Origin of the sequence: Gordonia sp. DT30 (assembly GCF_049844915.1) — a bacterium.
Classification (GTDB): Bacteria; Actinomycetota; Actinomycetes; order Mycobacteriales; family Mycobacteriaceae; genus Gordonia.
Window position 1 is genome coordinate 137,850 of record NZ_JBNCLY010000005.1, and the last position, 26,085, is coordinate 163,934.

Below are 26,085 nucleotides of genomic sequence, written 5' to 3' on the forward strand. Positions count from 1 at the left end.
CGGCGGCCCGGGTCGGTAATGATCCATGATGCCCCGCTTTCACCAGGTCACCGTCCGGCACCAGCGCCGCACAGCGCCTGCCGCAGATGCTTCGCCGAGGAGTGTTCATGGCCAACGACAATGAGACCCGCGACGTCGCGCAGGCAACCACGGGGCCGGCAACCACGGGGCACGCACCCACGACGCCCCCGACTCCACGCCCGGCGGGCGGCTACATCACCTGGACCGCACTGGCATTGATGACGGTGTCGTCGGTCGCCAGCCTGCGGCCCGCTCCGACCATGGCAGTGTACGGACTCGCCTGCGTCTTCTTATACGTCCTGCCGGCGATCGTGTTCCTGATCCCGACGGCCCTCGTCTCCGCCGAGTTGGCATCAGGGTGGTCTGGTGGCGTCTATCGCTGGGTCACCGAGGGCATCTCACCCAACATGGGCTTCGCGGCGGCCTGGCATCAGTTCGCGATGACGATCTTCTACTACCCGACGCTCCTTTCGTTCGTGGCGAGCACCCTCGCCTACGTCATCAATCCGGCACTCGCCTCCAACGGCGTATTCACCGCGGTCGTCATCATCGTCGTCTACTGGTCCGGAGTCCTGTTGGCGTTGCGCGGCGGCATCGGGGTGATCGCCAAACTCGCATCGAGCGGGGTGCTCGTGGGCACGCTGATCCCCGGGGCGCTACTCGTCATCCTCGGGATCGTCTATCTGCTGCAAGGCAATCCGTCGGCCGCGCCGATGACCGGCAGCCACCTCTTCCCCGCCTGGACCGGCATCGCGAGCATCGTCCTGATCGTCAGCAACTTCGGTGCATACTCCGGGATGGAGATGAACGCGGTCCACGTGACCGAGCTCAAGGACCCAGGGCGGCAGTTCCCGCGGTCGATGTTGCTGTCCGTGGTGCTCGTCCTCGTCATCTTGATCCTTCCGCCGCTGGCGATCTCGTGGGTCGTCCCGTCCGAGCAGATCAGTCTCACCGCCGGTGTCATGCAGGCGTTCTCCGTGGTGTTCGCCCACTTCGGCCTCGGCTGGCTGGTCCCGATCGTCGGGCTCGCCATCGTGATCGCGTCCCTGGCCGGCTTCATGACGTGGTTGTCCGGCCCGTCCAAGAGCCTGCTGCTGGTGGCCAAGGACGGCGGGTATCTGCCGCCCTATTTCCAGAAGACCAACAAGGTCGGGGTGCAGCAGAACATCCTCGTCGTCCAGGGCTGGGTGACCACCGTTCTCGCGCTGCTGTTCGCGCTCGTGCCTGCGGTGTCCAACGCCTACTGGATCTTCATGACGATCACCACCTCCGTGTACCTCCTGGTGTACCTGTGGTTGTTCATCGCGGCCTACCGGCTGCGCAAGATCGCCCCGGACCACCCCCGCGGCTACCGGGCACCGGCGCTGCCGCTGTTGTGCGCCGTCGGATTCATCGCGTCGGTGGCCGCGATCGTCATCGGTTTCGTGCCCCCGTCACAATTCGGCAGCGGAAGTCCCTGGATCTTCGTCGGCATCGTCGGCGGCGGGATCCTGCTCCTCGGAGCCATCGTGCCCCTGCTGTTGATCTACCTGCGAAAACCCACCTGGCAGATCGCGAACCGCCCGGAGGAGCAGAAGGCATGAGCACCAAGACCATCTACTGGATCGTCGGCGGTGTCATCGCCGTACTGCTCGTGGTGATGGTGGCGAGCTACGACTACAGCCGCGACAACGACCAAGCGCTCGACAAGGCACAAGAACTCATCGACTCCTATCACCGCGCCGGTCTACGGACGGCGATGTCCGCACCGCGGGTGGCACAGGTACTCGGCGATGACGGCGGGATCATCTGCACGGCCACCTCCAGCGAAGCACAGCTCGGCTACCTCAAGACCCAGATCGGCGTCGGCGGCGAGTTCTACGTCCGACCGATCCTGCTGCAGGAGAATGTCTTCCAAGGTCTGCGGCTGATCGTCGACACCTACTGCCCGGAGCACGCCGACACCGTAGAGCGCTTCATCAGCGATCAAACCTACGCATCATGACCGAGCCGGGCGCTCCGGCGGCCGGGAATCGGCGCTGGTTCTCATTGGCTGCGACCTGTACCGCCACCGGATTGGTGTGGTTGGCATTCGCCGACTTCGGCGTGGCCACCCCCACCATCGCCGACGACATGCATGCCGATCTCGACGGGCTGCAGTGGGCGAACAACGCGTTCAGCCTGACGGCGGGTGCGCTCGTCGTGGCGTCGGGCAAGTTCGGCGACCTGTTCGGTCAACGCCGGGTCCTGCAGACCGGCATCGTGGTCTTCGCCTGCTCCTCCGTAGTATCTGCGCTCGCGTCGTCGGTGGGTGTGTTGATCACCGGTCGCGCGCTGATGGGAATCGGTGCGGCACTGATCCTTCCGGCCACCCTCGCTCTCATCCCCGCCCAGTTCTCCGGCCGCACCCAGCTGAGCGCCTTCGGCATCTGGCAGGCGGTGGCATGGGGTGGCCAGGCTTTGGCGCCGGCCATCGGCGGGGTCATCACCGATGGGCTGGGGTGGCCCTGGCTCTTCTGGATCAATATTCCTCTCGCGGCCGCCGCGTTGTTCACGATCCGGGCGGTGACACCGGAGATCGGCGATTCGTCCGCAAGCCGCCGCGTCGACTGGTTCGGCCTGGCAACGATCGGGCTGGCCGTGTTCGCGTTGCTCTATGCCCTGACCGACGGGCCCACCGCCGGATGGTCCGATCCGCTCGTCATCGGCCTGTTCGTGGCGGCGGTGCTGCTCGCCGGCATCTGGGTGATCATCGAGAACCGCATCACCGCACCACTGGTCGATCTCTCGTTGTTCCGGATCCGTTCCTACGACGGCGCCCTGATCGCGAATTCGATGATGAATCTCGGGTATGCCGGGCTGAGTTATCTGCTGGTGCTGTGGTTGCAGAACGCGCGTGGCTTCAGTGCGGTCACCGCGGGCCTGTTGATGCTGCCCGCCATCGTCGGGATCTTTGCGCTGATCCCGCTCGGCGGCCGCCTGGACAGCGGGCGCGGTGGCCGGCTGCCGGTGGTGCTCGGCATGCTCGTCCTCGCCGTCGGATTCGCGATCATCTCTCCGCTGCACGCCGATTCGTCGTTGTGGCTCCCGATCGCCGCGCTCGTGGTGATCGGCTGCGGACTGGGCCTGCTGTCCACACCGGTCTCCAACACGGCCGTCGGTGAGGTTCCGGAGAGTTTGGCGGGGACCGCCGCCGGGGTCTTCAAGATGTCGAGCATGGTCGGTGGCGCCCTGGGGGTGGCATTGCTGACCGCGATCACCCGGGGGCTGACGATCGCCGACTCCCACCACGCGGTCGCAACGTCGGGTATGACGCCCGACGAGGTGGACCAAGCCCATGCGGCGCTGGTGAACTCGAGTTCGTTCACCGATGCCCTCGCACGCCTGCCCGCGGCGTTGCAGAAGACGGTGTCCGACACCGCCGTCGACGCCTTCTCCCGCGGTCTGGGGCTCGCCATGCTGACGACGACCCTCGTACTCGCGGCGGCCACGGTCGTCGTGGCGTTCGTCTGGCCCCGCCCCCACCGCTCCGGCGTCGACGGCCACGCCACGCCATCCGACGACACGCCACGCCATCCGACGACACGGCAACCAGCGACGCAACAGCCGATGACACCACAAGCGAGGAGCGACGATGAGTGAACAGACGTTGGCGGACCGGGTTCGGTCCCAGATGCCCCAAGCCGAGAGCGACCTCCGGGAGATGGTCGCATTTCGATCGGTGCACGATCCGGCGCAGTCACCGCCCGAGGAGTGCGAGAAGATGGTCGACTGGCTACAAGAGTCCTTCTCGGCGTTGGGCTTCGACGACGTCGCCGCCCACGAGACCGCCGACGGGAGCAAGGCTGTCATCGGGCACCTGGCCGGCCCGGACGACGCGCCGACGGTCCTCCTGTACTTCCACCATGATGTCCAGCCCCCGCTCGGCGACGACGAATGGAACTCTCCGGTCTGGGAACTCACCGAGCGCGGCGGTCGCTGGTATGGCCGCGGTGCCGCAGACTGCAAGGGCAACATCGCGATGCACCTCACCGCGCTGCGCGCCCTGGACGGCCGAATCCCCGTGAACGTCACGATCATCGGCGAGGGCTCGGAGGAACAGGGCACCGGCGGACTCGAGGACTTCGTCCCCAAGAACCCCGATCTCCTGCGCGCCGATGCGATACTCGTCTGCGACGCAGGCAATTTCGCGGTCGGGACGCCGGCGCTCACCACCAGCCTGCGCGGACTCGCGAACGTCGTGGTGACGGTCGAGACACTCGGATCGGCCATGCACTCGGGAATGTTCGGCGGTGCCGCACCCGACGCGCTCGCCGCACTGATCGCCATGCTCGCCAGCCTCCGGGACGCCGACGGCAACACCACGATCACCGGGTTGGAATCCTCGGCGCAGTGGCCGGGCGTGGACTATCCGGTCGATGCGTTTCGTGCCGACGCCATGGTCCTCGACGGTGTCGACCTGCTGGGCTCCGGGCGCGTGTCGGACATGGTGTGGGCCCGGCCCGCCGCCACGGTTCTCGGTATCGACTGCCCACCGGTGGTCGGGTCGTCGGCCGCGATCCAACCCCGTGCGCGTGCCCGGATCAATCTGCGCGTACCTCCGGGCATGGACGCCGCACACGCCCGACAGGCCCTCACCGACCACCTACTCGCCGTTGCGCCGTGGCACGCGCGCGTATCGGTCGAACCCGAGGCCGACGGCGCCCCGTTCACCGGCGCCACCACGGGAACGGCCTACGACACCCTCGTCGACGCCATGCAGCAGTCGTACGGCACCGATGTCGTGCTGATGGGGCAAGGTGGTTCGATCCCGCTCTGCACGGTGTTCGCCGACACATTTCCCGACGCCGAGATCATGCTGCTGGGTGTCGAGGAACCGCGGTGCCTGATCCACGCTCCCAACGAGAGCGTCGACCCGACGGAGATCGAAAACATGGCGACCGCCGAAGCCCTGTTCCTCCAGAACTACGGCAAGCGACGCCGCTGAGGCCTACAACGCCGAACTGGGCCGGCGGATGGAAGTCGAGCACGACGGGCAGTGGTCGTTCGTCGACGACAGGGAGGGTACCGCCGACTCGTGATGCCTACGTGACCGCGAGATGAACCACCGAGACGAGGTGGATCAGCGCGCAGATGCCTGCGCCGGCAACCATTCCCGCCGTCTTCGTCGCGATTCCGATCACGACGTCACCGACCTGTGAGACTCCGGCAACGGCCAGGATCACGATCACCGCAGCCGTGTTCGGGTTCACGGCCATCGCGACGACGACCGCCGCCGCAATCGGCAGCGACCGAGCGGCGAACATCTGCGAGTAGTACCGAACCGACGCGGTCACCTCGCCGCCGGTGAGCCGCGCAGGCGCAGTCAGGGCGACCATGGCGAATCCGGCGGAGGCCAACGCGGCGAGCACGTTGCCGAAAACGATCAAGGCTGGCATGACAGACTCCGTATCGTTCAGTTCTGAATGATTCAGTCTTGATGCTATCGTGGGATCATGGATGACACCAGAGGTGTTCTCGATTCGCTCAGTTTTCGACTGGGCCTCGTCGGCGCACAGGTGACCCAGGCGTTCGCCGGCCGGGTCGAAGAAGTAGGGGTGGGCCACAAACATGTCGGCACGCTCTCCGTGATCGCCGCGCGCGGGACGTGCTCTCAGCGCGAGATCGCCGATTCGCTCGGTGTTGCCCCCAGCCTCGTCGTCGGACTGATCGACCGACTCATCGAGATGGAAGCAGTCACCCGGACGCGCGACGGGGATGACCGTCGCGTCCACCAGGTGGCCCTGACCGAGACCGGGCGGGCCGTCCTCGAAGAATGCGTTCAGCGCGTGCATGCCCTCGACGCAGGCCTGCTGTCCCTCATCGGTGGCGCTGCACATGAGTCGTTGGCAGCGGGTATCGCCGCTTTCGTCGGCGACGACGGCATGCCTACCCGCATACGGAACGAGCTCTAGCCAACGATCGGCGGTGTGCTCGTCGAGGAGGCCGAACGCGGCATATTCTCGAAGACCGACAGCAGGCTCGCCGGTTTTCAGTCATTTCCGAAGTACTTGAACGCCTGCGACCTGGCGTTTTGCCCGAATGCTACTTCCAGAATGACTGAGAATGGGCGCGCGTCGGCCGCCCGATCCGGTGGCGTTACGAGGTCGACCGAGTCAGCCGAACGTATCTGGCCTTTGTCCCGGTTGTTCGCCTGCGGATACAAGTAAGGCGCTGACCCGGAATCCTCCAGGTCAGCGCCCTGCTGTCGTCTCAACCAACGAGTCGGGGTGGCGGGATTCGAACCCACGACCTCTTCGTCCCGAACGAAGCGCGCTACCAAGCTGCGCCACACCCCGTGTGCAACCTGCGATAGCTTACCCCCGATGCGGTCGCGGCACTAAATCCCCTGGTCGACTCGGATCGATCGGCCCACGACGAGCAAAATGATGCCGTCCTGACCGTTTCTCTCAGGTTTGTCTCAGCTTGTCAGTAGTGTTGTCCGCACCACATTCGCTCCCCGGAAGGACCGGCACCATGGGCAACTCATTCGACGGCGCAGCGGCGGGGTCCCCCGTCAAGCGCGGCTTCGTATTCGGCATCTCCATCGTGGCGGCCGCTCTGTTGTTCGTCGCCGGCGTCATCTCGATCTTGGCCGGCATCTCCGCCTTGAACAAGGACACGCTGCTCGTCCTGAACGACGATTACGTGTTCAAACTCGATCTCACCTCGTGGGGCTGGATCCACCTCATCATCGGAATCCTCGCGGTCATCATCGCCGGCGGTCTCGTGGTCGCCGCCGACTGGGCGCGCGTGGCGGCGATCATCATCGCCGCGCTGTCGATCATCACGCAATTCCTGTGGCTGCCCTACTACCCGGCGTGGGCGATCCTGATCATCGCGATCGACGTCATCGTCATCTGGGCCGTCGCCTCCTGGAAGTCGCCGTCCGATCGCCGAGTCGAATAGCTGTCAGTGCCCCACGGTCGATCCGTAGTCACGCAGGAACAGGGCCTCGGCCAGGGCGAGGTGCTCGATCTCGGTCGGGTCCACACTCTCGTTGGGCGCGTGGATCAGGCAGCGCGGTTCCTCGACGCCGAAGAGCATGATCTCGGCTTCGGGAAAGGTCTCCTGCAGCACCGTGCACAGCGGGATCGATCCACCCTGGCCCTGCTGCACCACCTCGGTGCCGTAGGCCGAGCTCATCGCCGATGAGATCGCCTCGAACGCAGGGCCTTCGGTGGAACCGGAGAACGGGGCGCCGATCGCCTCCCGCTCCACCGAGACCCGCACATGCCAGGGTGCGACATCGTGCAGATGCGCGATCAAGGCATCCTGCGCGGCCTTCGCGTCCATACCCGGCGGCACCCGCAGATTGATCCGGGCCCGCGCCCTGGGCACCACCGACGCCGACGAGCCGACGACCGGCGGGCAGTCGATGCCCAGCACGGTGGCCGCCGGGCGCGCCCACACCGTCTCGGCGATCGAGCCCGATCCGATCGTGTCGACACCATCGAGAACCGTTGCATCCGGCCGGAACTGGTCTTCGGGATAGTCGATTCCGGACCAGGCCTGATCGGAGTCGAGGCCGCCGACGGTGGTGTTGCCTGCATCGTCGCGCAGTGTTGCCAGCATCGCGATCAGGGCTGCCAACGCGTCCGGTGCCGCTCCCCCGAACATTCCGGAATGCATTGCCGAGGCGAGGGTTTCGACGCTGACGACCACGTTGGCGATACCGCGCAAACTGGTGGTGAGGGTGGGCCGCCCCACCTCGATGTTGCCCGAATCGAGGATGAGGATGGCGTCGGCACGCAGCAGCTCGGTGTTCTTCGGGACGAAGTCCTCGATACCGCCCGACCCCTGCTCCTCCGACCCTTCGCCGACGATCTTGACGTTGACGCCGAGCTCATCCCCGATGGCGCGCAGCGCGGTCAGATGCACGGCGATGTTGCCCTTGCAGTCCGCGGCACCACGCCCGTACCAGCGGCCGTCACGCTCGGTGAAGGTCCACGCGGGTGACTCCCAGGCATCGGCGTCGAGTGGCGGCTGCACGTCATGGTGGAAATAGAGCAGCACCGTGGGCGCGTCCGGCGGCCCCGGAACACGGCCGGTGACCGCCTGCGATCCGTCGGCGGTGACGTGCGACCGCACGTCCGACACCCCGGCCTCGGTGAATGCCTTCTCCAGCCATTCGACCATCCGTGCACAGTCGGGCGGAGCGGGTTGCGTCGGGTCGTAGACGGATTCGAAGGCCACCATCTCCGCCAGATCCGCACGCGCCCTGGGCATCAGTTCCCGTACCCGCGTCCTCATCGCGTCCTCGGTCACGCCGGTCGCCTCCTTCGTCAGCTGTCGCGGCATCTGCCATGATCAGACCATTGTTGCAGGAGCCCAGCGCGCCCGTGCGCCACCACACGCCACCGACAACACCACGCACCCGGCCACGCGGCGAAATATGTTGTCCACAAGCATTATTCGATGCACAGATGCCACAGATTCGGCTGCCATTGTCGGCGCGCGCGTGTAAGATGGAGACATCGCATCGATCGCCAAGGGGGGCACCATGATCGCCGACGACACCATCGAAAGCACCGATACCGCAGCAATTCTGGCCGGCATTGTCGACCAGCTCACCGAACTCCGCACCAACCCCGACATGAGCGGGCCGCAAGCACACGCCGCGATGCAACAGATTCTGCTGATCCGCAATCTCGCCGACCATCATGCAGCCGCGTTCACCGGTGACCTCGATCGCCTCGGTGTCGCCGATGGCCACGGCCGCCGGTTGCGGGAACTGCTGACCGTGATGGGGTGCGCACCCGCCGTAGCCGCACGGTTCGTGCGCATCGGCGCCGCCACCGACATCGACCCACTCCTGCGCCACGCGGCCGACGGTTCGATCTCGTCGGAGCACGCCGACGCGGACTGACAGTGCTCGCCTGAAACAGGCTTGCTCACACTGACTTTCCGACCCCCGCACCCCGGCCTGCCGGGACCGCAACTGTTCGTTGAGAATTTCATAGGGCCCCGGCCTGGGACTCGTCGGCCACCGGATCGAGCACCGGTCGTGCGGGCGAGCGCGCCGATGGCGGCGCCTCGGTGCGGTCATCGATGGCCGACTGCCGCTGATATTCGGTCGGGGTCATGTCGTGGGTCGCTCGGAAGTGGCTCCGCAACGTTGCGACCGTGCCGAAACCGCTGGCCGAGGCGACCTCGCCGAGTGTGTGTGACTCCTGTGCGTCGAGCAACTCACGAGCGATGACCATGCGTCGCACCGAGATCAGGTCCGACAGCGATTGCGACGAACCCGCGAAGTGCCGATAGAGGTGCCGCCGGCTGATGCGCAGCTCACGTGCGATGTCGGCAACACCGAATTCTGGGTCGGTGCAACGACTCTCGATCAAGTCCGCGGCGGCCGCACGCACCATCACCGAGTGATCGCGCACCCTGTTCAGCTCGCTGCCCTCACAGGCGACGACGGCCCGCACCAGCTCGATCGCCGCCTGTTCGACATCGGGGCCGATCGGGTCCTGATGTGCCGCGGCGGCATGCGCGAGTCCCCGGACGAAATGGGAAGCGGCCCGACTCAACAGCGACTGCGGGACGACGAGCCCGCCCCGCGAAAACCGGTCACCACCGAGAACGTCGAGTCCGATCACGAAGCCGGTGGGATCGGCAGGAGCGGAAAAGGCGACGGACAACGGCTGCGCAGAGGACACGATGACAAGCTCGCCCGGCTCGTACACACGCTGTTCGTGCCCACTGCGGACGACGAACCGGCCGGGTAGTCCGGTGAGAAAGACGTAGACGTACGGCGACTTTTCGGCGCCGGGCCGGTGGGGCCACCGGAGCTCACTCGGCGGGTACAGATCACACCGCGTCGTCAGATGGGTCAACTTCCGCGAGTAGAGCACACTCGAACGCCTCCGGCCGGTCGGCGACCACGGTGGCGCATGGATGGGCGGCCACCCCGGCGCGACCGCGCAGATGCACCGCCACGCCCGGCGAGCCCCCGTCGGCGACGGACCCGATGCCCCGGCACCAACGCCGCACCAATTGCGGGTCGAGACTTCGTGAACTGCTCGGCATCATCGAGAACCCCGATCGTCAGGTCGCGCACCGACCCTGTCACCCCAGGAGGATCGGTGACCGGCGCTGCGTCGGCGAAACTCGTTGGGTGTCATGCCATACTCGGCACGGAATCGGTTACGCAACGTGGCCGCCGAGGTGAATCCACACGCCAGTGCGATCGAGTCCAGGCCGGCATTCTCGCGGTGGATCAGCAGTTCCCGGGCCCGTTCGAGCCGGCGCGTCGCGATCATCGTGGCAGGTGTGACGTCGGTATCGCGGAAATACCGGTACAGGTGGCGCCGACTCATGTGCAGTATCCGCGCGATCGACTCGGCCGTGAACTCCGGATCCCGGAAGTGGTGGTCGATGAGGGATCGCGTGGCCTCGCGGACGTATCCGGGATCGTTGAGGGCCCGGTCATGTGCGCGATCGGGCTGCCCCTGGGTGAGAATCGCCCGAACCAGGTCGATGGCGGCGAGTTCGGTGTCGGGATCGACGTCGGCGCCCCGGGCGGCCACGTCCAGGGCGAAGTTGCGGATGAAGGCCGAGGCCGCGCGGGCCAGCGGGGTCGACGCGCACACAGGTGTGATCCGGCGATCGGCGAACTCGCTGCCCAACAACTCGTTCGGGATCCAGATACCCGCGAGATCGGCCACCTCCCGCGATGTCTGTTGGAACGGCACGTTGTTGTCGAAGACCACCAAACACGCGGGCGCCCGGTAGGAATACGTGTGGCCACCCTGGGTGAACACGCCATCGCCCGGCATCGACTGGGTGCCGACCACAACATGTCGCGACGGATGCTCCTCGATGATCGACGGTGTCCGCGACATCGTGCACGGCGTCCGGATCAGGGCGTACACGAGCATCTCCGTCAACGGCCGCCAGAAGGCGATCTCATCGAACGCATCCGGCTCATCGGTGGTGATCGCAAGTGCCGGAATGTAATTGGCCAGTCCCTGCCGGCCACTGCGGCGGATGTATCGAGTCGGATTGGCCCCCAACGGATCGTCGGCACCGATTCGCGCCAACCACGAGCGCACGAGTTCGGGAGGTAAGCCCCTGCCCACGGTGTCACGCTCCATCACGATTCACCGACCCGCGCTGCGCCACTGCGGCAGCACGATCAACGACGAGACGAAGAAGCACACCGCGCCGATGAAGGTGCAGGTGTTGGCGAGCATGTTGTCGACGGAGGCACCGTCGGGCATGACGTACGCGCCGACCGCGGACACACCGAAGGCGATACATCCGAGCAGGTTGATCAGTCCGGACCACCATCCGGCATCCGTGGGATTCCAGCGGCGGTGCCCATGGAAATAGTCCACCAGCACAAAGATTCCGCTGATCAGGAAGGCGACGGAGCCGCCCGCATCCGGCTTCCAGACGAGATGGTCATCCGCCGACGTCGTGTGCGCGGTGAGCGCCGCGGTGGTGCTGACGTTGAAGAGCAGTGTCCCGAAGAACTGGGTGGAGGCCGCGAGCCATTGCGCACGGAGCATCTGGCCGGGCCGGTACTGCACCGGCACGGTGACCGCGCCGCTGGTGAGTAGTTGGATCAGGGCCGCACCGGTGAAGAACCACGCGCCGAGAAAGTAGCAGATGTTCGCGTTGGCGGCCCCCATCCAGATTCCCAGCCACGGTGCCGATCCCGCTGCGAACAGCGCGGATCCGATCATGAATCCGCAGCATTGCTTGGTCGGTGTCGGGATGAGCACGAGTCGCCGGAACGGCGAGATCGCCGGGGTTCCGGTCGTAGGGCCGGCCGCTGCTGAGGTCAATTCTCCAGTCCTGTCATCGATCCGATACCCGGGTGTCGCAAGGCCGGCCGGCAACCCGAGTGGGTTACCGACCGGCCACCTCGACGAGGAGGTCAGTGGTGGAAGTGCGAACCGGTGCCCTCGCGCGGCATCGGCGTCTCGAGAGCGTCGAGGAAGGCCACCTCGCTCTTGAGGTCGGCCAGCAGGGCCGAGGCCAGGTCATGACTCAGACCGGCGCGCACGACCACGCGCTGCAGAGTCCAGTCGGCGAGTCCGTCGGCCATCGGGTAGGCCGGCACCAGCCAGCCCTTGAGCCGCAGTCGATCCGACAGGTCATAGAGATTCCACTTGTCGGTGTATCCGTCTTTGAGCTTCCAGGCGAACACCGGGATGGTGTCACCACGACTCACCAATTCGAACGGTCCCACCTCGGCGATCCCCGCCGACAAGTAGGTCGCCACATCGATCGATCCCTGCTGGATCATCCGATAGCCGTCCCGACCGAGGCGCAGGAAGTTGTAGTACTGCAGGAGAACCTGCGCGCCGGGACGCGAGAAATTCAATGCCAGGGTGGGCATGTCGCCGCCGAGGTAACTGCAATGGAAGACCATGCTTTCCGGCAGTGCCTCGGTGTCCCGCCAGATGATCCAGCCCAGACCGGGATAGACCAGGCCGTATTTGTGGCCGGAGGTGTTGATCGACACGACCCGCGGCACGCGGAAGTCCCATTCGAGTTCGGGTTGGCAGAACGGGGCCACCATGGCACCGGACGCACCGTCGACGTGGATCTTGACGTCGAGGCCGGTCTTCTCCTGGATCTCGTCGAGCTTCTCGGAGATCTGCTTGACCGGCTCATAGAGACCGTTGTAGGTCACCCCGACGATGGCGACCACACCGATGGTGTTCTCGTCGACGTACTTCTCGAGTTCGTGGCCGTCGAAGACGAAGTGCTCCTCGGACACCGGCACCCACCGCGGCTCCACCTCGAAGTAGTTGAGGAACTTCTCCCAGCAGACCTGAACCGCGGTGGACAACACCAGGTTCGGCTTCTCGATCGACTTGCCCTCGGCCTTGCGGCGCGTCTGCCAATGCCGCTTGAGTGCCAGACCACCGAGCATCGCCGCCTCCGACGACCCGATCGTCGACGTCCCCATCGCCCGATCGACGTCGGGCACGTGCCACAGATCCGCGATGATCTTCCAGCACCGGTCCTCGATGGCCGCGGTCTGCGGGTACTCGTCCTTGTCGATCATGTTCTTGTCGTAGGTTTCCGAGTACAGCTTGCGCGCCTCGTCATCCATCCACGTCGAGACGAAAGTGGCCAGGTTGAGCCGCGCGTTCCCGTCGAGCATCGCCTCGTCATGGACGATCTGGTAGGCGGTCTCGGGCAGACTCATGCCGTCGGGGATGGTGAACTTGGGGTACTCGGTCGATTCACCCGGACGCACGAAGACCGGGTTGAGGATGAGCGATTCGGTGACGTTGGTGGTGGCGGGCGCATTGGTGTGCTTGACATCGGACATGTCGATGCTCCTTTTTTTGGAAGTATTGCGGCACTGAGCTTTTGGTATCAGTTGATGGTGAGGAGGTACTACTGTGCGCCCGCGAACCTCCTAGACTTCCACCGGCGGATAGAGCCGGTCCATGATGTACTGCCGGTTTCGGCGTGCGGCGAGGGTCGATATCGCGAGGAACACCGCGGTCAGGGCGATCACCACGGCCAGGGCGATCCAGAAGGTCTGCGTGACCCCGCCGACCGTCAGCTGTCTGAGCCCGTTGACCGTGTAGGTCATCGGGTCCACCCAGTGGATGTACTGGAAGGGTTTGGTGGTCGTGGGTACCGGATAGATCCCGCCCGCCGACGTCAGCATCACCATCAGGAACGCCAGGGTCACCACGCGCCCCACCGCCGTGTCGAAGACAGCATTGAACATCTGGATCATCGCCTGGAACATCGCGACCATCAGCAGCATGAAAGCATATGTCGCCCACGGATATGTCGTCCGCAACCCCACGGCGAACACGACCACGAGGTAGAGGATCGTCGCCTGCAGGACGCCGATGAAGAAGGCGGGCGCATACGACGCCAGCACCACCCGGAACGAGCTCAGACCCTGTGCGATCGGACGTGACTGCAAGGGCTTGAACAACATCCACACGATGATCGACCCGACGAACAGTGCGAGACCGAAGAAGAAGGGCGTGAACCCGGTTCCGAAGGTCTTCGCCTCGTTGAGGGTTACCTGCTTGAGCGCCACCGGATGCCCCAGAGTGTTGGCCAACGCCTTCTTCTGTTCGTCGGACCAATTCGGCACCGCCTTGACGCCCTCGTTGACGCCGGTCGCCAGCTTCTGGGTACCGGTGACGAGCTGCGTGGTTCCCCCGGCGAGCTGGTTGGCGCCGTCACTGAGCTGCACCAGACCCGAACTCAATTGGTTGGCACCCGAACTCAGTTCACCGGCCGCCGACCGCGCCGCTTCGATGTCACTGCGCAGTTGTCCACTCTGGAACAGGGTGAGCGCGGTCCGCAACGGGCTCTGCGGGTCGGACATCTGCCCGGCGAGCACATTGACGTCGGCTCGTACCTGGGTGAGTTGATTGTCGGCGTCCGGCCCCAAACCCTGTGTGCTGACGAAGTTCTGCACCGGTCCCAGCGCGGCGGCGAGTCCACGAATGTTCGGATCCGGGTTGGCACGCAGTGCGGCGGCGACCGAGCCGAGTGCCTGCGAGGCCGCCGATTGCGTCCCGGCGGCGGCGTTGAGTTGCGATGTCACCGTGGTCGTGTTCGTCGCAAGGCGATTGACCGTCGCCCCGAGTTCGGCGGGGCTGATCCCGCCGCCACCGTTGAGCGCATTCAACAACGGTGTGGTCGCCGAGTCGACGGCCGTGTTCAGGGTGTTGAGGCCGCCGGCGAGCTGCCCGGCACCGTCCTTGGCGGTCACCAGATTGGTGGCCAGCTCATGCGAGCCCGAATTCGCCTGCACCATACCGGTGTTGAGCTGATTCACCCCCGCTTGGACTTCTTTGAGCTTGGGCATCAGTGCGGACACCTCGTTGAGCACGACGTCGAAGGTCTGTTGCCCGACCTGCGCCCCGACCTGATTGACGACCTGTTCGGCAGCATCTTGGCCCATCACGGTGGCCAGATAGTTCGTCGCATCGTTGTAGGTGAAGATCAGTTGCGCCGACCGCGGATCCGGTCCGGTGGGCGAGGCGATTGCCTGACTGAAATCCTCGGGGAGCGTGATGGAAAAGTAGTATTTGCCGCTGTTCACCCCGTCGGCGGCTTCTTTCTCGGACACGACGTGCAGATCGAGTTGTTTGGAGTCCACCAACCCGCTGACCACCTGATCGCCGGCCTTGAGCGGCTTACCCGCCACGGTCGCGCCACCATCGGAGTTCACCAATGCCACCGGGACCTTGTTGACCGCGTCGAACGGATTCCAGAACGCCCACAGATAGAGAGCGCCATACATCAACGGCATCAGAATGATGACCAGCAGCGCCAGCCGCGGCATCCGGCCCCGGTAGTAACGCTTGAAGTCGCTGCCCGGCGAGATTGCGGCAAGCATGTCCTAGTTCCGATCTGCTGGTTCGAGCCCGACGAATTCGTTGTCGGTGAGGTGATGAACCTGAATCACGTCGCGCAACGGCAGATCTGGGAAACCGCCGTTGACGTCTGCGGTGATGATGGTCTGCGAACGGCCCAGGTCGACGAGACGTTGCATCAGCTTGTGGCTGCTGTCGACACGGTTGAGCCGATCCACGCCACCGACCACCAGAATCGGCGGACGCCGCGCGTTGGCGACGGCTATCCGGAACAGGGTTGCCGAGAATTCGGGCAGCTCCTCGACGAAGGCGTCGAGGGGCGGTATCGCGTGCGGCCCGAAGACGGGCCGACAGATGCGTTCGAGGTCATCGGTGGTCGACTGCGGTACCCACTTGTACCAGGGCGACATCCATCGGAGCGTCTCGGTGAGCACGTCACGCACCCGGATCGCCTGCTCGATGCCGTCGATCTCGTCGATGTCGGCTATCGCGGCCCGCGCGAAGAGGTATCTCGCGGCGTTGGTACGCCCGAAGGAGGTGAGCTTTCCCTTCGTCGGCCGCATCCGGCCGGCCAGCGTGAGCAGCAGCGCGGTCCGGCCGCGGCCACCGGACCCGACGAGCACGCTGACTCCGCCCGGCCGCACGGTCAAACTGGTCGGTCCGAAGACATGGCCCCATGAAGCACGTACTTCGATCGCATCGGCGACCAGGACGGGTTCCGTGGCGGCGTGCCGGTGCGCCGTGTCGGGGTCGGGCCGCGCGATCGGAGCGGTCACCTCCGCATCACCGAGGGGGTCCGGGTCTGTCACAGCGCGCTGCCTCTTTCTTGTATGGCGTGCGCGCGAGGCGTCGATCGCCCGCACACCGATCCAAAAATTGACCACCAGTGGCAAACTGATCGAATTGTTTGCAGGGCAAAAAATACCGATCACCGTTCACCGCAATCACCGCCGGACACGAAACAATTTTGTGCCACGACTCGCGCACAGTCTAAGCCGTCGGCCGCTTTTCTTCAGCCGAAACGGACACGCCGCCTGCGCGGTCACCGAGCCCATTCCGAGCGATGTGAAGGACATGAGCCGGACAGTTCGCCACATCGCGTCGACGCGCCAATGCCCAGGTCAGCCGGGCATCGGCGCCAGGTTATGAACGAGAACGGCGACCACATGCCGGTCGGGCACGGGTCACACGCCCCTGACTCGGGGGCGGCTGTCGTCTCACCAATGGACACGATAAAGCGGATTTCGGCGAGAACTCAGAGCGGGCACCGATGGAATATGGCACGAATTGAGCGGATACGACGTCACGATTCTGTGTCCGGTTCGCCCCGGTTGCGTCGGTTGCCGTGCAAAGTCAATGCAACGGAGCGATGCCGATGATTCAGTCGCGCGATTTCTCGGCGACGACACCGCCACCATCATCGAAGCCGGCATCGCCATCGGCGGCCCCAGAAGTCGCCTCGGCGTCGGCTGCCGTCTTGTGCTCTGCCGCCCCGTCACCAGAGGCGTAGGACTCAGCGAAGGAGACGCGTGGGGTGGTGGCCGCGTGCACTGCGGCGTATCCGACGAAGAACAGCACGGACAGCCCGAACACCACGGCACAGAACACCGCGAGCCAGTGCACGATCGCCGGCAAGGTGCCGTCTCCGCGGGTGGCCAGGGCACCGGCCGCAGCCAGTACCGCCCCCAGTAGTGACCACACCGCGCTGCGCACCCGAGGCGACACCGTCGACACGAAGAACAGCCGCTGATAGATCGAGGTCTCGTATTCGTCGACCGCGGCCAACCGGACGGGGTCGTCGCCGGCCAGGGTCCGCAGCTCGTTCGCGAGTGACGTCCCACGGTGCAACCGCTCGGTTTCGCGCTCGCGATAGCGGACGAAGGCAACGCCCGCGGCGACTGCGGCCAGAAGGCCGATTCCCACCATGAGTCCCCAGTTAGCCACGCCCACACGCTACCGCCGCGCCTCGCGGCGACGTGCGTCAGGTCACAGACGCCGACGGACCCCGCCGGTGCGGCGGGGTCCGTCGGGTCGGATACTGCGGTCAGGCCTCCTGCGCCTGCCACATCCAGTGCAGTTGCTCGAGTTTCGACGCGAAGGCGATCAGCAGGTCCTGGGTCACCGGATCGGCTTCCTCGGTCGCGTCGATGCGCTTGCGCAGGCCGGCGATGACGGCCTTGAGGTTCGCGACGATCGCGGCGACGACGTCGGAGTCCTTGGTCCAGCCCTCGTCGAAGCCCTTGGTGCCCGCGGACTTGGCGACCGTCTCGGCGCGCCCGTCCGGGCTGACCCCGATGGAGGTGGCACGCTCGGCGGCCGAATCGGTGAACTCGCGTGCGACGGCAACCAGTTCGTCGAGTGCCAGATGCACCGACCGGAACTGCTTGCCGACCACGTTCCAGTGCGCCTGCTTGGCGATCAGCGTCAGGTCGATCAGATCGACAAGGGTTTCCTGCAATGCCGTACCGGTGACCTGTTTGTTCTCGTCGCTGAGAGTGCTGGTGATCGGGGTCGTGGGTGCCATGGTGTGACTCCTTTTCTCCGGATTCGTGATGGGGTACGTGCGCCGCTCAGACGCGGACCGTGAGGTTGTGGTCGATGTTGCCCTTGGTGGCCTTCGAGTACGGGCAGAAGGCGTGTGCGCCTTCGGTCAGTTCCTTGGCCTTCGCCTCGTCGACACCGGGAAGGTAGGCCTCGATGTCCACGACGAGGCCGAAGCCCCCGTCCGCGGAATCTTTGCCGATCCCGACGGTCACGGTCACCGTCGACTCGTCGGGGACCGGTGACCCGGCCTGCTTGGATGTCGCGCGCAACGCGCCGAGGAAGCAGGCGGCGTAGCCCGCGGAGAACAGTTCCTCCGGGTTGCTGCCCTCACCGCTGCCGCCCATTTCCTTCGGCGGCCGCAAGTCGAGGTCGATCCGGCCGCTGGCCGACACCACCTCGCCGTCACGACCACCGCCACTGGACTTCGACGAAATGCGGTATGCGGGTTCGATTGCCATCTTCGCTCCTTATGTCGGCCACCGGATTCGGCGACCTGGACTAGATCGGTTGTGCTGTCGAACTTCCCGGCACCGTCTCACGGCACAGCGAGCAGAGGCCCCAGAACATGAGTTCGGCCTCCTCCACCAGATAGCCGTGGTCGTGATCGAGCTCCAGGCACGGACTCGCACCGACGACGCAGTCGACGTCGGTGATGCGTCCGCAGTGGCGACACACCAGGTGGTGATGATTGTCGCCGGTCCGGGTTTCATAGCGCACGGGCGAGCCTGCGGGCTCGATCCGGCGCAGCAGACCCCGCTCGGTGCACGTGCGCAGGGCGTCGTACACGGTCTGCGTCGAGACGCCACCGAGATGCTCGCGCACCTGTGTGGCGACGAAGTCCGCCGTGGAATGGGGACTGCGGTGCACGATCTCCAGCACCGCGACCCGCGGCGCCGTCACACGCATACCCGCCGACCGCAGCTGCCGATGCAACTCGGCGGCGGTGAGATCACGGGTGTGGTGCACGGCTTCACCCTATATCCCTTTCTGGAGTGAGTCCAGTTTTTGGAGTGGGTCCAGACAACTGGCGGTGGCTTGCTTTTCTGGTTGCCCGGTCCGCTCGAATGGCAAACCTTGCCGACCGGTCGTATCGTGTTCGACACGAGATCGTGTGTAGCAGCCGGCAAGAGCCGGTTGCTCGCGTCCGCGGTTCGCGCCTCTCTCCAGCGTCCCGCGTCGAAAAGCGCACGCGACTCATCACCACGAGAGAGCACGCCATGAACACCACCGCGCCGACGAACACCACACCGACGAACACCACACCGACGAACACCACCGCGGCGACAGCCGAGACCGCAACCACCCCCATGGCCGAGTTGGCCCGGGAATCCCGGATGGGCGGTGCGGGCACCGAGACCACCGACCGCGAGATCCGTGCCATCTCGCTGGCCGACTTTTCCGCCCGCCGCGCCGAGATCACCGACCAACTCTGGTCGGCGGCAACCGATATCGGCTTCTTTCAGGTCATCGACCATGGCATCGACATGGCCGAGGTGAATCACGCCTTTGCCATGTCCGAGCGCTTCTTCGCATTGCCGCGCGAGATCAAGGAGCGGTATCCCCTCAAGAATGGCCGCAACGCCGGGTACGAGTTCACCAGCCAGGTCCGTCCGTCGGTCGGCACGCCGGATCGCAAGGAGTCCTACCAGTTCACGCGCCCGCGCATGGAAGGTCTGTGGCCCGCCGATGACGAACTCGCCGGATTCCGCGCGACCCTCGAGGATTTCGAGCACAAGTGCCGGCTGCTCGCCATGGACATCCTCGGCTGCTTCGCCGACAAGCTGGGCCGCGACCCCGACTTCTTCACCCGCGCACACGATCCCGCGTCGGCCGACTACCAGAGCACCCTTCGGCTGTTGCACTATTACCCGTTTCCCGACGAGCTGCTCGAGGACCCGAACGTCTGGCGTGCCGGCGCGCACACCGACTTCGACGTGCTCACCCTGTTGTTCCAGCGGACCGGCCAACGCGGACTACAGGTGCTTCCCGGGGCGGAAACCGGCGGCGAGGCATGGACTCCCGTCGAGCCCTCCGACGAGGCGATCACCTGCAACATCGGCGACATGTTGATGCGCTGGTCCGACGACGTCCTCGCGTCGAACTTCCACCGGGTGCGCCCACCGCGGCGCGGCGAGGACCTCGGGTCGCGCTACACCATCGCCTACTTCGCGCAGGCCGACACCGACGTGCTCATCGAGAGCGCGGGCGGGACCTACCCGCCGATCACCGCGGGCGACTATATCGCCCAACGGATTTCGGCAAATTTTGATGACGCGAAGGTTCGCCGATAACCATCGGGTGCCGGCGCTCAGCGGGCTCGCATCATCTTGCTCGGGCGCATCCGGGTCGACTCCGGCAGCCACCGGTCGACGGCGCGGCGCAGGGTCATCACCGCGGCGACGAGTAGCAGTCCGAACTGAATCCAGCCGAGGACCACCGTCCCCGACCACAGGCTCGGGTATCGGAAGAACAGATCCAGCCCGACCGGGATGCACATCAGGTTCAACACGACCAGTGCCAGGAAGAAGTTCCGGCAGTTGCGGCTGTGGTGGTTGGCCGCCGCGATCAGGAAGAGGTACTCCCCGATCAGGAACAGCACGGTGATCACCAGCCCGGCCACCGGCAGCACCGACGCGAACGTGTCGATCTGTGAGGTGCTCGGCTGACCTTTCGGCGTGGTGACCGTGTCGGCCAGCATGCGATCGCGCAGCAGGTCGCCGATGGTGCCGAGGTTGATCGCCCCGTAGACGACGCACGCCAGCCCGGCCGCGGCCGCGGCCCAGAACGTGACACGCGCGTGCAGCGCCAGCACGGGCGGCGGGGGTCCGGCCGCACCGGCCGGCTTCGGATACAGGTTGGCCCGGTCCCGGTCGGCGGAGGTCCGCTGCAGTTCCGCGAGGTCTTCCGCGTCGAGCTCGGCCTGCGACGGCGTGCGGTCGGGCTCCTCGGGAGTGGAATCGGTCATGATCGCATTGTGACACCCATCGCAACGGGCAGACCACGTGCCCGGCGCTCGGCATCGTTCGGCGAACGCGCGTCAGCGTCCGATCTTGAGCATCTGCCCCACTGTCGCCTGCCACAGCGAACCGTCGGCGGCGATGGTGCCCGTCAGTTCGAGGGGCTCGTCGACGGGGGCGGTACCGACCTGACGCGTCACCACGCGCCGGCCGGTGGCGAAGTCGGTCGCGACGTAGTCGACCGGCCCCGTCTGCTGGATCGCACCGGGTACATAGGGCCCGTAGCCCAGCCCGTGGATGAGACCGTCGGCACGCGAGAGCTTCGGCAGCGACGCCAGCCGGTCGCCGTTCTCCCAGACCCGGTGGCATCCCTGCGTCGATACGTCGATGCGGGTCGAGCCGCCGACGAAGCCCGCGGTCGCCGGAATCGAGGGGCCGGTCACCGCCATCGGCGGATATTGGTAGCCGTATGTGCTGGGGATGACCAACGAGTCGCCCCACACGATCGGTGAGTTCTCGGTGCCCGGCCCGGACGCGGCGAACGCCGGCATCCGACAGATGAGGCGGCCCGAGTCGGCGGCCCGCACGATCAGCGCCGGCCGGTCGGCTTCGTTGTCGACGATGGCCACCCAGCCGTCGCCGCCGGGGCCGAAATAGGTTGGGGTCGTTCCCGATCCCCACGTCAGCTGGCCGGGTTTGCGGGCCGGCCCACGATCATAGGGCTGCCGCCACACCGGGTGCGGAGCCCCACCCGGATCGGCCCACATCTCATACAGCGCGTGTGTCGTGAGGACCGAGACGCCATTGCGTCGGACGCTGAGCCCGTTGCCGAGTTCCTCGCCGGCCGGCAGGTGCACGGTGCGCACCTGCCGGGCGGCGTCGACCGTGCCGATCACGCCGTGTGTGGTCGCAAACCAGATGCGGCCCAGACGGTCCGGCGCGAGACCGGTGACCGCGTCGCCGGCCGGGATGGATCGCGACAGATCGATCCGGTCGTCGACGAACACTCGCCAGCCGGCGGCCGTACGCCGATGGGCGACAAAGAGAATCGCATTCGATCCGTCGGCGACGACGACCCGGTCCCGGCCGTCGAGATACCCGTAGACACCGCCGAGGAGCCCGCCCTTGCGGAGTTCGACGTCGGCCAGCGGTGCGGCGGTCGCCGGATCGAAGAGCACCACCGACGGCACCGCGTAGCCACCGGCTGACGGGCCCCCGAGGTAGCGGGTACACAACGAGACCGGCATGGCGTCACCGCCGACGAAGGTCGCCGCACACGCGCCGCCGGGCGACGAGGACGCGAGCAGCCGCGCACCGCGCCCGGGACCGGGATTGCCCGTCGAGTCGGTGGAGGCGAGATCGCCGTGCATCAGCGACGTCCCGGCCGGGCCGAGGATCGGCGGACCCGGGTCGGGCGGCGGTGCGGCCGCGGCGCGCCCCGCACCGAGAACCATGGTCGCGACCAACACGGCGATCAGCGACACCGTGCGCACCGAGATGACGCGCACCGCCCGTGTCCGCTGTGTCGGTCGCATCGTCACCGATTGAGTTGGGTGAGTAGGAAATTCGTGGCGGGCAACAGTGTGGTGACCATGGGCAGCGCGTGATTGACGACCAGTCCCGGGAAGATCGGCGGGATCGTGTTGGTCACCAACGCGACGTCGGCGCCCTGTGCTCGCCAGTCGCGATAGAGCTGATCGACCTGGCCGTACGGGATGACGTCGTCGTTGATGCCGCCCTCGAGCAGTACCGGCGCGTTGGGCTTGAGCCGGCCGATGCGCTGCTCGTCGATGACCTGCTTGGCATCCGGGTAACGCGCGACGATCGCCGACAACGGCTCACCCGTGCGCGTCCAGGCACTGGTGTGCTGGAAGCCGAAGGTCAGGCCGGTGTCGCCGATGCACTGCGTCGAGAGCCGGCGCAGCGCGGCGCGGCCGTTCGGGTTGGTCTCGCGGTCGACGATGGTCTTGAGCTTCGGATAACGCGCCTCGAGTCCGTTGATCGCATAACCGATGCCGCCGGCGATGAAGCTGCCGTCGATCTTGTCGATCACCTTCGACAGGTCGGCCGGCGGTGCTCCGGCGTAGGTGGCCCGCACGTTGAGGTGCGGCGCATAGGTCGAGGCCAGCTCGGCAGCCGAGGCGGCGGCCCCGCCGCCCTGCGAGTAACCGGAGAACGCGACCGGCGCATCGGCCGGGGCGCCCGCAACCGTCAGCGCGGCACGTGCGGCGTCGAGCATGGCGTGACCGGACTCGGCCCGGTTCACGTAGGTGTGGATGCCGGGTGTGCCCATGCCGATGTAGTCGGTGATCGCCACCCGGACACCGTTGATGAGCAGCAAATACATGTCCGGGGCGGTGTAGTTCACCGCGATGCTCGGCTTCGCCGGGTCGATCGCCAGCGGGAAGTTCATCAGCTTCGACCCGGCGCACTGATCGCCCTGCCCGACGGTGCCCGGTCCGAGGACGACGGTCGGGCGTGGTCCCTTGCCCCGCCAGGGCGCGGTGGGTTCGACGACGGTGCCGGTGACCGGCGCCGGCGAACCGTCCTGGTAGGTCGAGGTGTACATGATCCGCTTGGCGGTGCCCGGCCATTGGTTCGGGATGCCCGGGACCTGCAGCAGCAGCGGCGACGGCTCGCTGCGGATGATCGAACCCGGCGCGCTCGCGAAGTGCGCCGGTGGTGTGTAGAAGTCGGCGGCCTGTGCCGACGGCGCCGTCAGGCCCAGGCCGGTACCGGCCAACGCGCCCACGGTCACGGTTACTGAAATGAATCCCCAAATTCGTCTCATGGTTTCGTAAGCTACCTCACAGACGAGTCATGGCATGGCCCAGGGCTCATGACCGGTCGGTGTTCTCGCCGGTGGACTTCGCGACGAACTCGTCGACGATGGCGTCGACACTCTGATCGACGTCGATGATCATTCCGCGTTCATCAGAACCAAGGGGCTCGAGTGCCTCGAACTGCGATCGCAGCAGCGACGCAGGCATGAAGTGACCCGGCCGCGATGCCTGCCGCCGGGCGATCACCTCGAATGGCCCGTCGAGATGGAGGAACAGTGCGCCGGGGGCGGCCCGGCGCAGCCGGTCGCGGTAGGCCCGTTTGAGCGCCGAGCAACTCATCACCCCGCCTGCGGGATGCGCGGCGAGCCACGCCCCGAGGTCGTCGAGCCACGGCATGCGATCAGCGTCGGTCAACGGATGCCCGGCAGCCATCTTCTCGATGTTCGCGCGGGAATGGAGGTCGTCGGCGTCGACGAAAGGTACTCGCAGCCGCTGCGCCAATGCCCTTCCCACCGTGGACTTCCCGGAACCCGAGACCCCCATCACCACGATCGGCACGCCCACCGCAATCCCTCCCCTCGCCGGTGTCGGCTCCACACTCATCACAGGTCGGCACCCGGTGACACCTGCGCGATCCGGGCGATATAGAACGGCTCGAACCGGTCGTGGGTGACCCAGCCGGCGATGAGTTTCTCCGGCACCGTGATTCCGGCGAAGGCGCGCTCGCCGGAGAACGTGGCGCGGAAGGGCACGAGACGTCCGGGACGATTCTTGTCCGCACGCCAGCGCAAGGCCTCGACGCGGCCCGGACGCCCGAGGGCGTCGATACTCACCGTGACCGGCTCGGCGTCCCCGACCTCGGGACGACGAAATCGGATAGCGTTCTCCGACAATACTTCCCACCGCACCCCGGTATGCGGGAGCAACGTGGCCGGCACCATCGTCGATTCCATGACGGCGCGCGTGGCCGCCGACCTGGTGGCGTCCGGACCGGTATCGGCAAAGAGCTGCCGACCCAGGAGCCGGCCACTCGTCCCGCCCGTACCGCCGCGATAGAAGTCGGTGACCTCCAAGGGCCGCAATCGGTTCGAGGGCACCCGCGCCCGCCACGTGAACGAGGCGCCGTCGAGAACCTGCCGCGCGGCAAACCGGAGCCGCGCGCGGACCCGAATCGATCCGGTCATGGTCAGCGTCCACGACGCCGAGAGCTGCGCCCCCGGCGCCACCACATGTGCGAGGTAGCGCCGTACCGGCTCCTCGACCCCGTCGAGCATTGCGAGTTCGAAGGCGGCGGCCATGGCCGTCAGTTTAGAACAGGCGCCTCAGGCGAAGCGGACGTTCATCGTGGCAAGCCCGAAGATCTTGCGCCCGGCGGACTTGGCGACGATGATCACGACGCCGGTCCGGGTCTCGGGATCGAGCGACTTGATCCGGCCACTGAACTCGATGTCGCCGCCCTGCGCCGACACCACCGCAACCTGCGACAACCGCACCGAATAGCGAGTGACCGCACCCGGATCGCCCGACCACGCGGAGACGAAACCGGCGCCGAGCCCCATGGTCAGCATGCCGTGCGCGATCACGTCGGGCAGCCCCGCCAGCTTGGCGATCGACTCGTCCCAGTGGATCGGGTTGCTGTCGCCGGACACCCCGGCATAGTTGACCAGGTCGCCACGGGAGAGGCGCGCGTGCCGGGTCGGCAGTTCCTCACCGACCGAGAGGTCGTCGAAGTTCAGCGATCCCGGTGTGCGTGCGATCGTCCCGGTCGAGATCCGCGGCTCGCCGTCCGGGCGCACCGTCTTGTGGTATTCGGTGTCCGCCTCATGCGCGGCGGTCAGGTTCACGTCGTGCACGAGGATGCTGCGCACGGCCGTCGCGATGGACGGGTCCACCTCTTCGGCGGTCACCCCGACGACCGTGGTGTGCATGGTGTGCACGACCTCGCCGCTCGTATCGGTGAAGGTGTTGGTGACCGTGACGAGGTCGCGGCCGGCGACCCGCCGGACCGACGAGAGCTCGACATCGGTGCGCAGTTCGTCGCCGGCGACGATGGGTCGATGCTGTTCGAAGACCTGCTCGGTCTGCACGTAGGTCTCGTAACCGACGACAACGGACTCGAAGAGCTCCTGGTTGGCGACCATCGCCGGGATGGAGGTGAACGTCAACGGTGCCACCAGCCCCGAATAACCCAGCGCCGCAGCCGCATTCACGTCGCGATGTGCGGGCTGGTAGTCCTGCACCGCGCGCGCATATTCGCGTACCTTCTCGCGTCCGACGAGATAGGGCGCATCGAGTCGGTAGTAGTGCCCCACCCGAGAATCGAGCGACGGAGCACCGCCGGGCCCGGTCGGCGTGGCATCCGGTGTCACGGAATCGGTTGCGGTTGCCGGGGAGTCGGTTGTCATCGTCACATCACCAATCAGGGGGTTGTACGGGTATCGC

General features: G+C 66.2%; 25 protein-coding genes, 1 tRNA gene and 1 pseudogene. 8 read left to right on the plus strand and 19 right to left on the minus strand.

Features of this window, described 5'->3' with window-relative positions; genetic code table 11:
• Window positions 1-107 precede the first annotated feature (107 nt).
• Genes ACLQ3C_RS07295 through ACLQ3C_RS07310 form a run of 4 tightly spaced genes read left to right on the plus strand, consistent with a single transcriptional unit; the run spans window position 108 to window position 4,987 of the window.
• Window positions 108-1,604, plus strand: coding sequence for an APC family permease (locus tag ACLQ3C_RS07295; protein ID WP_425704370.1), 1,497 nt, complete (start codon window positions 108-110; stop codon window positions 1,602-1,604).
• Window positions 1,601-2,005, plus strand: coding sequence for a hypothetical protein (locus ACLQ3C_RS07300; RefSeq protein ID WP_425704371.1), 405 nt, complete (start codon window positions 1,601-1,603; stop codon window positions 2,003-2,005). Before ACLQ3C_RS07295 ends, ACLQ3C_RS07300 begins: the two co-directional genes overlap by 4 nt.
• The gene (locus ACLQ3C_RS07305) at window positions 2,002-3,642 is read left to right on the plus strand and encodes an MFS transporter (RefSeq protein ID WP_425704372.1); all 1,641 of its coding nucleotides are present in this window, start codon (window positions 2,002-2,004) and stop codon (window positions 3,640-3,642) included. Before ACLQ3C_RS07300 ends, ACLQ3C_RS07305 begins: the two co-directional genes overlap by 4 nt.
• Window positions 3,635-4,987: a dipeptidase gene (locus tag ACLQ3C_RS07310; protein WP_425704373.1), complete on the plus strand. Its 1,353-nt coding sequence runs from the start codon at window positions 3,635-3,637 to the stop codon at window positions 4,985-4,987. Before ACLQ3C_RS07305 ends, ACLQ3C_RS07310 begins: the two co-directional genes overlap by 8 nt.
• Before the next feature lie 97 nt (window positions 4,988-5,084).
• Here the strand turns inward: ACLQ3C_RS07310 and ACLQ3C_RS07315 are convergent, their stop codons facing one another.
• On the minus strand, window positions 5,085-5,438 hold the full coding sequence (locus ACLQ3C_RS07315; RefSeq protein ID WP_425704374.1) for a hypothetical protein: 354 nt from the start codon (window positions 5,436-5,438) through the stop codon (window positions 5,085-5,087).
• A 57-nt stretch (window positions 5,439-5,495) separates the two neighbouring features.
• Here ACLQ3C_RS07315 and ACLQ3C_RS07320 point away from each other — a divergent pair, with 57 nt between their 5' ends.
• Window positions 5,496-5,954 (plus strand): MarR family winged helix-turn-helix transcriptional regulator, encoded by a 459-nt coding sequence (locus ACLQ3C_RS07320; RefSeq protein ID WP_425704375.1) that lies wholly within the window; start codon window positions 5,496-5,498, stop codon window positions 5,952-5,954.
• A 310-nt stretch (window positions 5,955-6,264) separates the two neighbouring features.
• On the opposite strand, the gene ACLQ3C_RS07325 is transcribed toward ACLQ3C_RS07320, so the two are convergent.
• Window positions 6,265-6,338: transfer RNA gene (locus ACLQ3C_RS07325), tRNA-Pro, on the minus strand.
• Window positions 6,339-6,516: 178 nt separating this feature from the next.
• Between ACLQ3C_RS07325 and ACLQ3C_RS07330 the strand changes: the two genes are divergently transcribed.
• Complete coding sequence (locus ACLQ3C_RS07330; RefSeq protein ID WP_425704376.1) at window positions 6,517-6,948, plus strand: DUF7144 family membrane protein; 432 nt, start codon at window positions 6,517-6,519, stop codon at window positions 6,946-6,948.
• Window positions 6,949-6,951: 3 nt separating this feature from the next.
• On the opposite strand, the gene ACLQ3C_RS07335 is transcribed toward ACLQ3C_RS07330, so the two are convergent.
• Complete coding sequence (locus ACLQ3C_RS07335; protein WP_425704377.1) at window positions 6,952-8,307, minus strand: dipeptidase; 1,356 nt, start codon at window positions 8,305-8,307, stop codon at window positions 6,952-6,954.
• 235 nt (window positions 8,308-8,542) lie between these two features.
• Between ACLQ3C_RS07335 and ACLQ3C_RS07340 the strand changes: the two are divergent.
• Window positions 8,543-8,902: pseudogene (locus tag ACLQ3C_RS07340) on the plus strand (HNH endonuclease); the annotation flags it as partial.
• Between the two features lie 94 nt (window positions 8,903-8,996).
• Here the strand turns inward: ACLQ3C_RS07340 and ACLQ3C_RS07345 are convergent.
• The 10 genes from ACLQ3C_RS07345 to ACLQ3C_RS07390 all read right to left on the minus strand — a co-directional run bounded on the left by ACLQ3C_RS07345 (window position 8,997) and on the right by ACLQ3C_RS07390 (window position 18,809).
• Window positions 8,997-9,893, minus strand: a complete 897-nt coding sequence (locus ACLQ3C_RS07345; RefSeq protein WP_425704378.1) for a helix-turn-helix domain-containing protein — start codon at window positions 9,891-9,893, stop codon at window positions 8,997-8,999.
• 174 nt (window positions 9,894-10,067) lie between these two features.
• The gene (locus ACLQ3C_RS07350; RefSeq protein WP_425704379.1) at window positions 10,068-11,135 is read right to left on the minus strand and encodes a helix-turn-helix domain-containing protein; all 1,068 of its coding nucleotides are present in this window, start codon (window positions 11,133-11,135) and stop codon (window positions 10,068-10,070) included.
• Window positions 11,136-11,141: 6 nt separating this feature from the next.
• On the minus strand, window positions 11,142-11,831 hold the full coding sequence (locus ACLQ3C_RS07355; RefSeq protein WP_425704380.1) for a hypothetical protein: 690 nt from the start codon (window positions 11,829-11,831) through the stop codon (window positions 11,142-11,144).
• 92 nt (window positions 11,832-11,923) lie between these two features.
• The gene (locus ACLQ3C_RS07360; protein WP_425704381.1) at window positions 11,924-13,333 is read right to left on the minus strand and encodes a glutamate decarboxylase; all 1,410 of its coding nucleotides are present in this window, start codon (window positions 13,331-13,333) and stop codon (window positions 11,924-11,926) included.
• 90 nt (window positions 13,334-13,423) lie between these two features.
• The gene (locus ACLQ3C_RS07365; protein WP_425704382.1) at window positions 13,424-15,382 is read right to left on the minus strand and encodes a YhgE/Pip family protein; all 1,959 of its coding nucleotides are present in this window, start codon (window positions 15,380-15,382) and stop codon (window positions 13,424-13,426) included.
• A 3-nt stretch (window positions 15,383-15,385) separates the two neighbouring features.
• Window positions 15,386-16,123 (minus strand): ATP-binding cassette domain-containing protein, encoded by a 738-nt coding sequence (locus ACLQ3C_RS07370; protein WP_425704455.1) that lies wholly within the window; start codon window positions 16,121-16,123, stop codon window positions 15,386-15,388.
• A 616-nt stretch (window positions 16,124-16,739) separates the two neighbouring features.
• Window positions 16,740-17,303: a histidine kinase gene (locus ACLQ3C_RS07375; RefSeq protein ID WP_425704383.1), complete on the minus strand. Its 564-nt coding sequence runs from the start codon at window positions 17,301-17,303 to the stop codon at window positions 16,740-16,742.
• 100 nt (window positions 17,304-17,403) lie between these two features.
• The gene (locus ACLQ3C_RS07380) at window positions 17,404-17,883 is read right to left on the minus strand and encodes a Dps family protein (RefSeq protein ID WP_425704384.1); all 480 of its coding nucleotides are present in this window, start codon (window positions 17,881-17,883) and stop codon (window positions 17,404-17,406) included.
• 46 nt (window positions 17,884-17,929) lie between these two features.
• Window positions 17,930-18,361: an organic hydroperoxide resistance protein gene (locus tag ACLQ3C_RS07385; RefSeq protein ID WP_425704385.1), complete on the minus strand. Its 432-nt coding sequence runs from the start codon at window positions 18,359-18,361 to the stop codon at window positions 17,930-17,932.
• A 40-nt stretch (window positions 18,362-18,401) separates the two neighbouring features.
• Window positions 18,402-18,809: a Fur family transcriptional regulator gene (locus ACLQ3C_RS07390; protein ID WP_425704456.1), complete on the minus strand. Its 408-nt coding sequence runs from the start codon at window positions 18,807-18,809 to the stop codon at window positions 18,402-18,404.
• 311 nt (window positions 18,810-19,120) lie between these two features.
• Here ACLQ3C_RS07390 and ACLQ3C_RS07395 point away from each other — a divergent pair, with 311 nt between their 5' ends.
• Window positions 19,121-20,194, plus strand: coding sequence for an isopenicillin N synthase family dioxygenase (locus tag ACLQ3C_RS07395; RefSeq protein ID WP_425704386.1), 1,074 nt, complete (start codon window positions 19,121-19,123; stop codon window positions 20,192-20,194).
• A 17-nt stretch (window positions 20,195-20,211) separates the two neighbouring features.
• On the opposite strand, the gene ACLQ3C_RS07400 is transcribed toward ACLQ3C_RS07395, so the two are convergent.
• The 6 genes from ACLQ3C_RS07400 to ACLQ3C_RS07425 form a co-directional block, all read right to left on the minus strand.
• On the minus strand, window positions 20,212-20,868 hold the full coding sequence (locus tag ACLQ3C_RS07400; RefSeq protein ID WP_425704387.1) for a hypothetical protein: 657 nt from the start codon (window positions 20,866-20,868) through the stop codon (window positions 20,212-20,214).
• A gap of 72 nt (window positions 20,869-20,940) precedes the next feature.
• The gene (locus ACLQ3C_RS07405; protein WP_425704457.1) at window positions 20,941-22,314 is read right to left on the minus strand and encodes a hypothetical protein; all 1,374 of its coding nucleotides are present in this window, start codon (window positions 22,312-22,314) and stop codon (window positions 20,941-20,943) included.
• An 83-nt stretch (window positions 22,315-22,397) separates the two neighbouring features.
• Entirely contained in the window at window positions 22,398-23,651 is a 1,254-nt protein-coding gene (locus ACLQ3C_RS07410) for a lipase family protein (protein WP_425704388.1), read from the minus strand.
• Between the two features lie 46 nt (window positions 23,652-23,697).
• Window positions 23,698-24,207: a gluconokinase gene (locus tag ACLQ3C_RS07415; protein WP_425704389.1), complete on the minus strand. Its 510-nt coding sequence runs from the start codon at window positions 24,205-24,207 to the stop codon at window positions 23,698-23,700.
• 38 nt (window positions 24,208-24,245) lie between these two features.
• The gene (locus ACLQ3C_RS07420) at window positions 24,246-24,941 is read right to left on the minus strand and encodes a DUF6544 family protein (protein ID WP_425704390.1); all 696 of its coding nucleotides are present in this window, start codon (window positions 24,939-24,941) and stop codon (window positions 24,246-24,248) included.
• Between the two features lie 24 nt (window positions 24,942-24,965).
• Window positions 24,966-26,048: a fused (3R)-hydroxyacyl-ACP dehydratase subunits HadA/HadB gene (locus ACLQ3C_RS07425; RefSeq protein WP_425704391.1), complete on the minus strand. Its 1,083-nt coding sequence runs from the start codon at window positions 26,046-26,048 to the stop codon at window positions 24,966-24,968.
• Window positions 26,049-26,085 lie beyond the last annotated feature (37 nt).

Bases quoted from the DNA above. Each gene is read 5' to 3' on its own strand.
- ACLQ3C_RS07295 (WP_425704370.1), top strand. From the start codon at position 108: ATGGCCAACGACAATGAGACCCGCGACGTCGCGCAGGCAACCACGGGG.
- ACLQ3C_RS07300 (WP_425704371.1), top strand. From the start codon at position 1,601: ATGAGCACCAAGACCATCTACTGGATCGTCGGCGGTGTCATCGCCGTA.
- ACLQ3C_RS07305 (WP_425704372.1), top strand. From the start codon at position 2,002: ATGACCGAGCCGGGCGCTCCGGCGGCCGGGAATCGGCGCTGGTTCTCA.
- ACLQ3C_RS07310 (WP_425704373.1), top strand. From the start codon at position 3,635: ATGAGTGAACAGACGTTGGCGGACCGGGTTCGGTCCCAGATGCCCCAA.
- ACLQ3C_RS07315 (WP_425704374.1), bottom strand. From the start codon at position 5,438: ATGCCAGCCTTGATCGTTTTCGGCAACGTGCTCGCCGCGTTGGCCTCC.
- ACLQ3C_RS07320 (WP_425704375.1), top strand. From the start codon at position 5,496: ATGGATGACACCAGAGGTGTTCTCGATTCGCTCAGTTTTCGACTGGGC.
- ACLQ3C_RS07330 (WP_425704376.1), top strand. From the start codon at position 6,517: ATGGGCAACTCATTCGACGGCGCAGCGGCGGGGTCCCCCGTCAAGCGC.
- ACLQ3C_RS07350 (WP_425704379.1), bottom strand. From the start codon at position 11,135: ATGGAGCGTGACACCGTGGGCAGGGGCTTACCTCCCGAACTCGTGCGC.
- ACLQ3C_RS07360 (WP_425704381.1), bottom strand. From the start codon at position 13,333: ATGTCCGATGTCAAGCACACCAATGCGCCCGCCACCACCAACGTCACC.
- ACLQ3C_RS07365 (WP_425704382.1), bottom strand. From the start codon at position 15,382: ATGCTTGCCGCAATCTCGCCGGGCAGCGACTTCAAGCGTTACTACCGG.
- ACLQ3C_RS07380 (WP_425704384.1), bottom strand. From the start codon at position 17,883: ATGGCACCCACGACCCCGATCACCAGCACTCTCAGCGACGAGAACAAA.
- ACLQ3C_RS07385 (WP_425704385.1), bottom strand. From the start codon at position 18,361: ATGGCAATCGAACCCGCATACCGCATTTCGTCGAAGTCCAGTGGCGGT.
- ACLQ3C_RS07390 (WP_425704456.1), bottom strand. From the start codon at position 18,809: ATGCGTGTGACGGCGCCGCGGGTCGCGGTGCTGGAGATCGTGCACCGC.
- ACLQ3C_RS07395 (WP_425704386.1), top strand. From the start codon at position 19,121: ATGAACACCACCGCGCCGACGAACACCACACCGACGAACACCACACCG.
- ACLQ3C_RS07400 (WP_425704387.1), bottom strand. From the start codon at position 20,868: ATGACCGATTCCACTCCCGAGGAGCCCGACCGCACGCCGTCGCAGGCC.
- ACLQ3C_RS07405 (WP_425704457.1), bottom strand. From the start codon at position 22,314: ATGGTTCTCGGTGCGGGGCGCGCCGCGGCCGCACCGCCGCCCGACCCG.
- ACLQ3C_RS07410 (WP_425704388.1), bottom strand. From the start codon at position 23,651: ATGAGACGAATTTGGGGATTCATTTCAGTAACCGTGACCGTGGGCGCG.
- ACLQ3C_RS07420 (WP_425704390.1), bottom strand. From the start codon at position 24,941: ATGGCCGCCGCCTTCGAACTCGCAATGCTCGACGGGGTCGAGGAGCCG.
- ACLQ3C_RS07425 (WP_425704391.1), bottom strand. From the start codon at position 26,048: ATGACAACCGACTCCCCGGCAACCGCAACCGATTCCGTGACACCGGAT.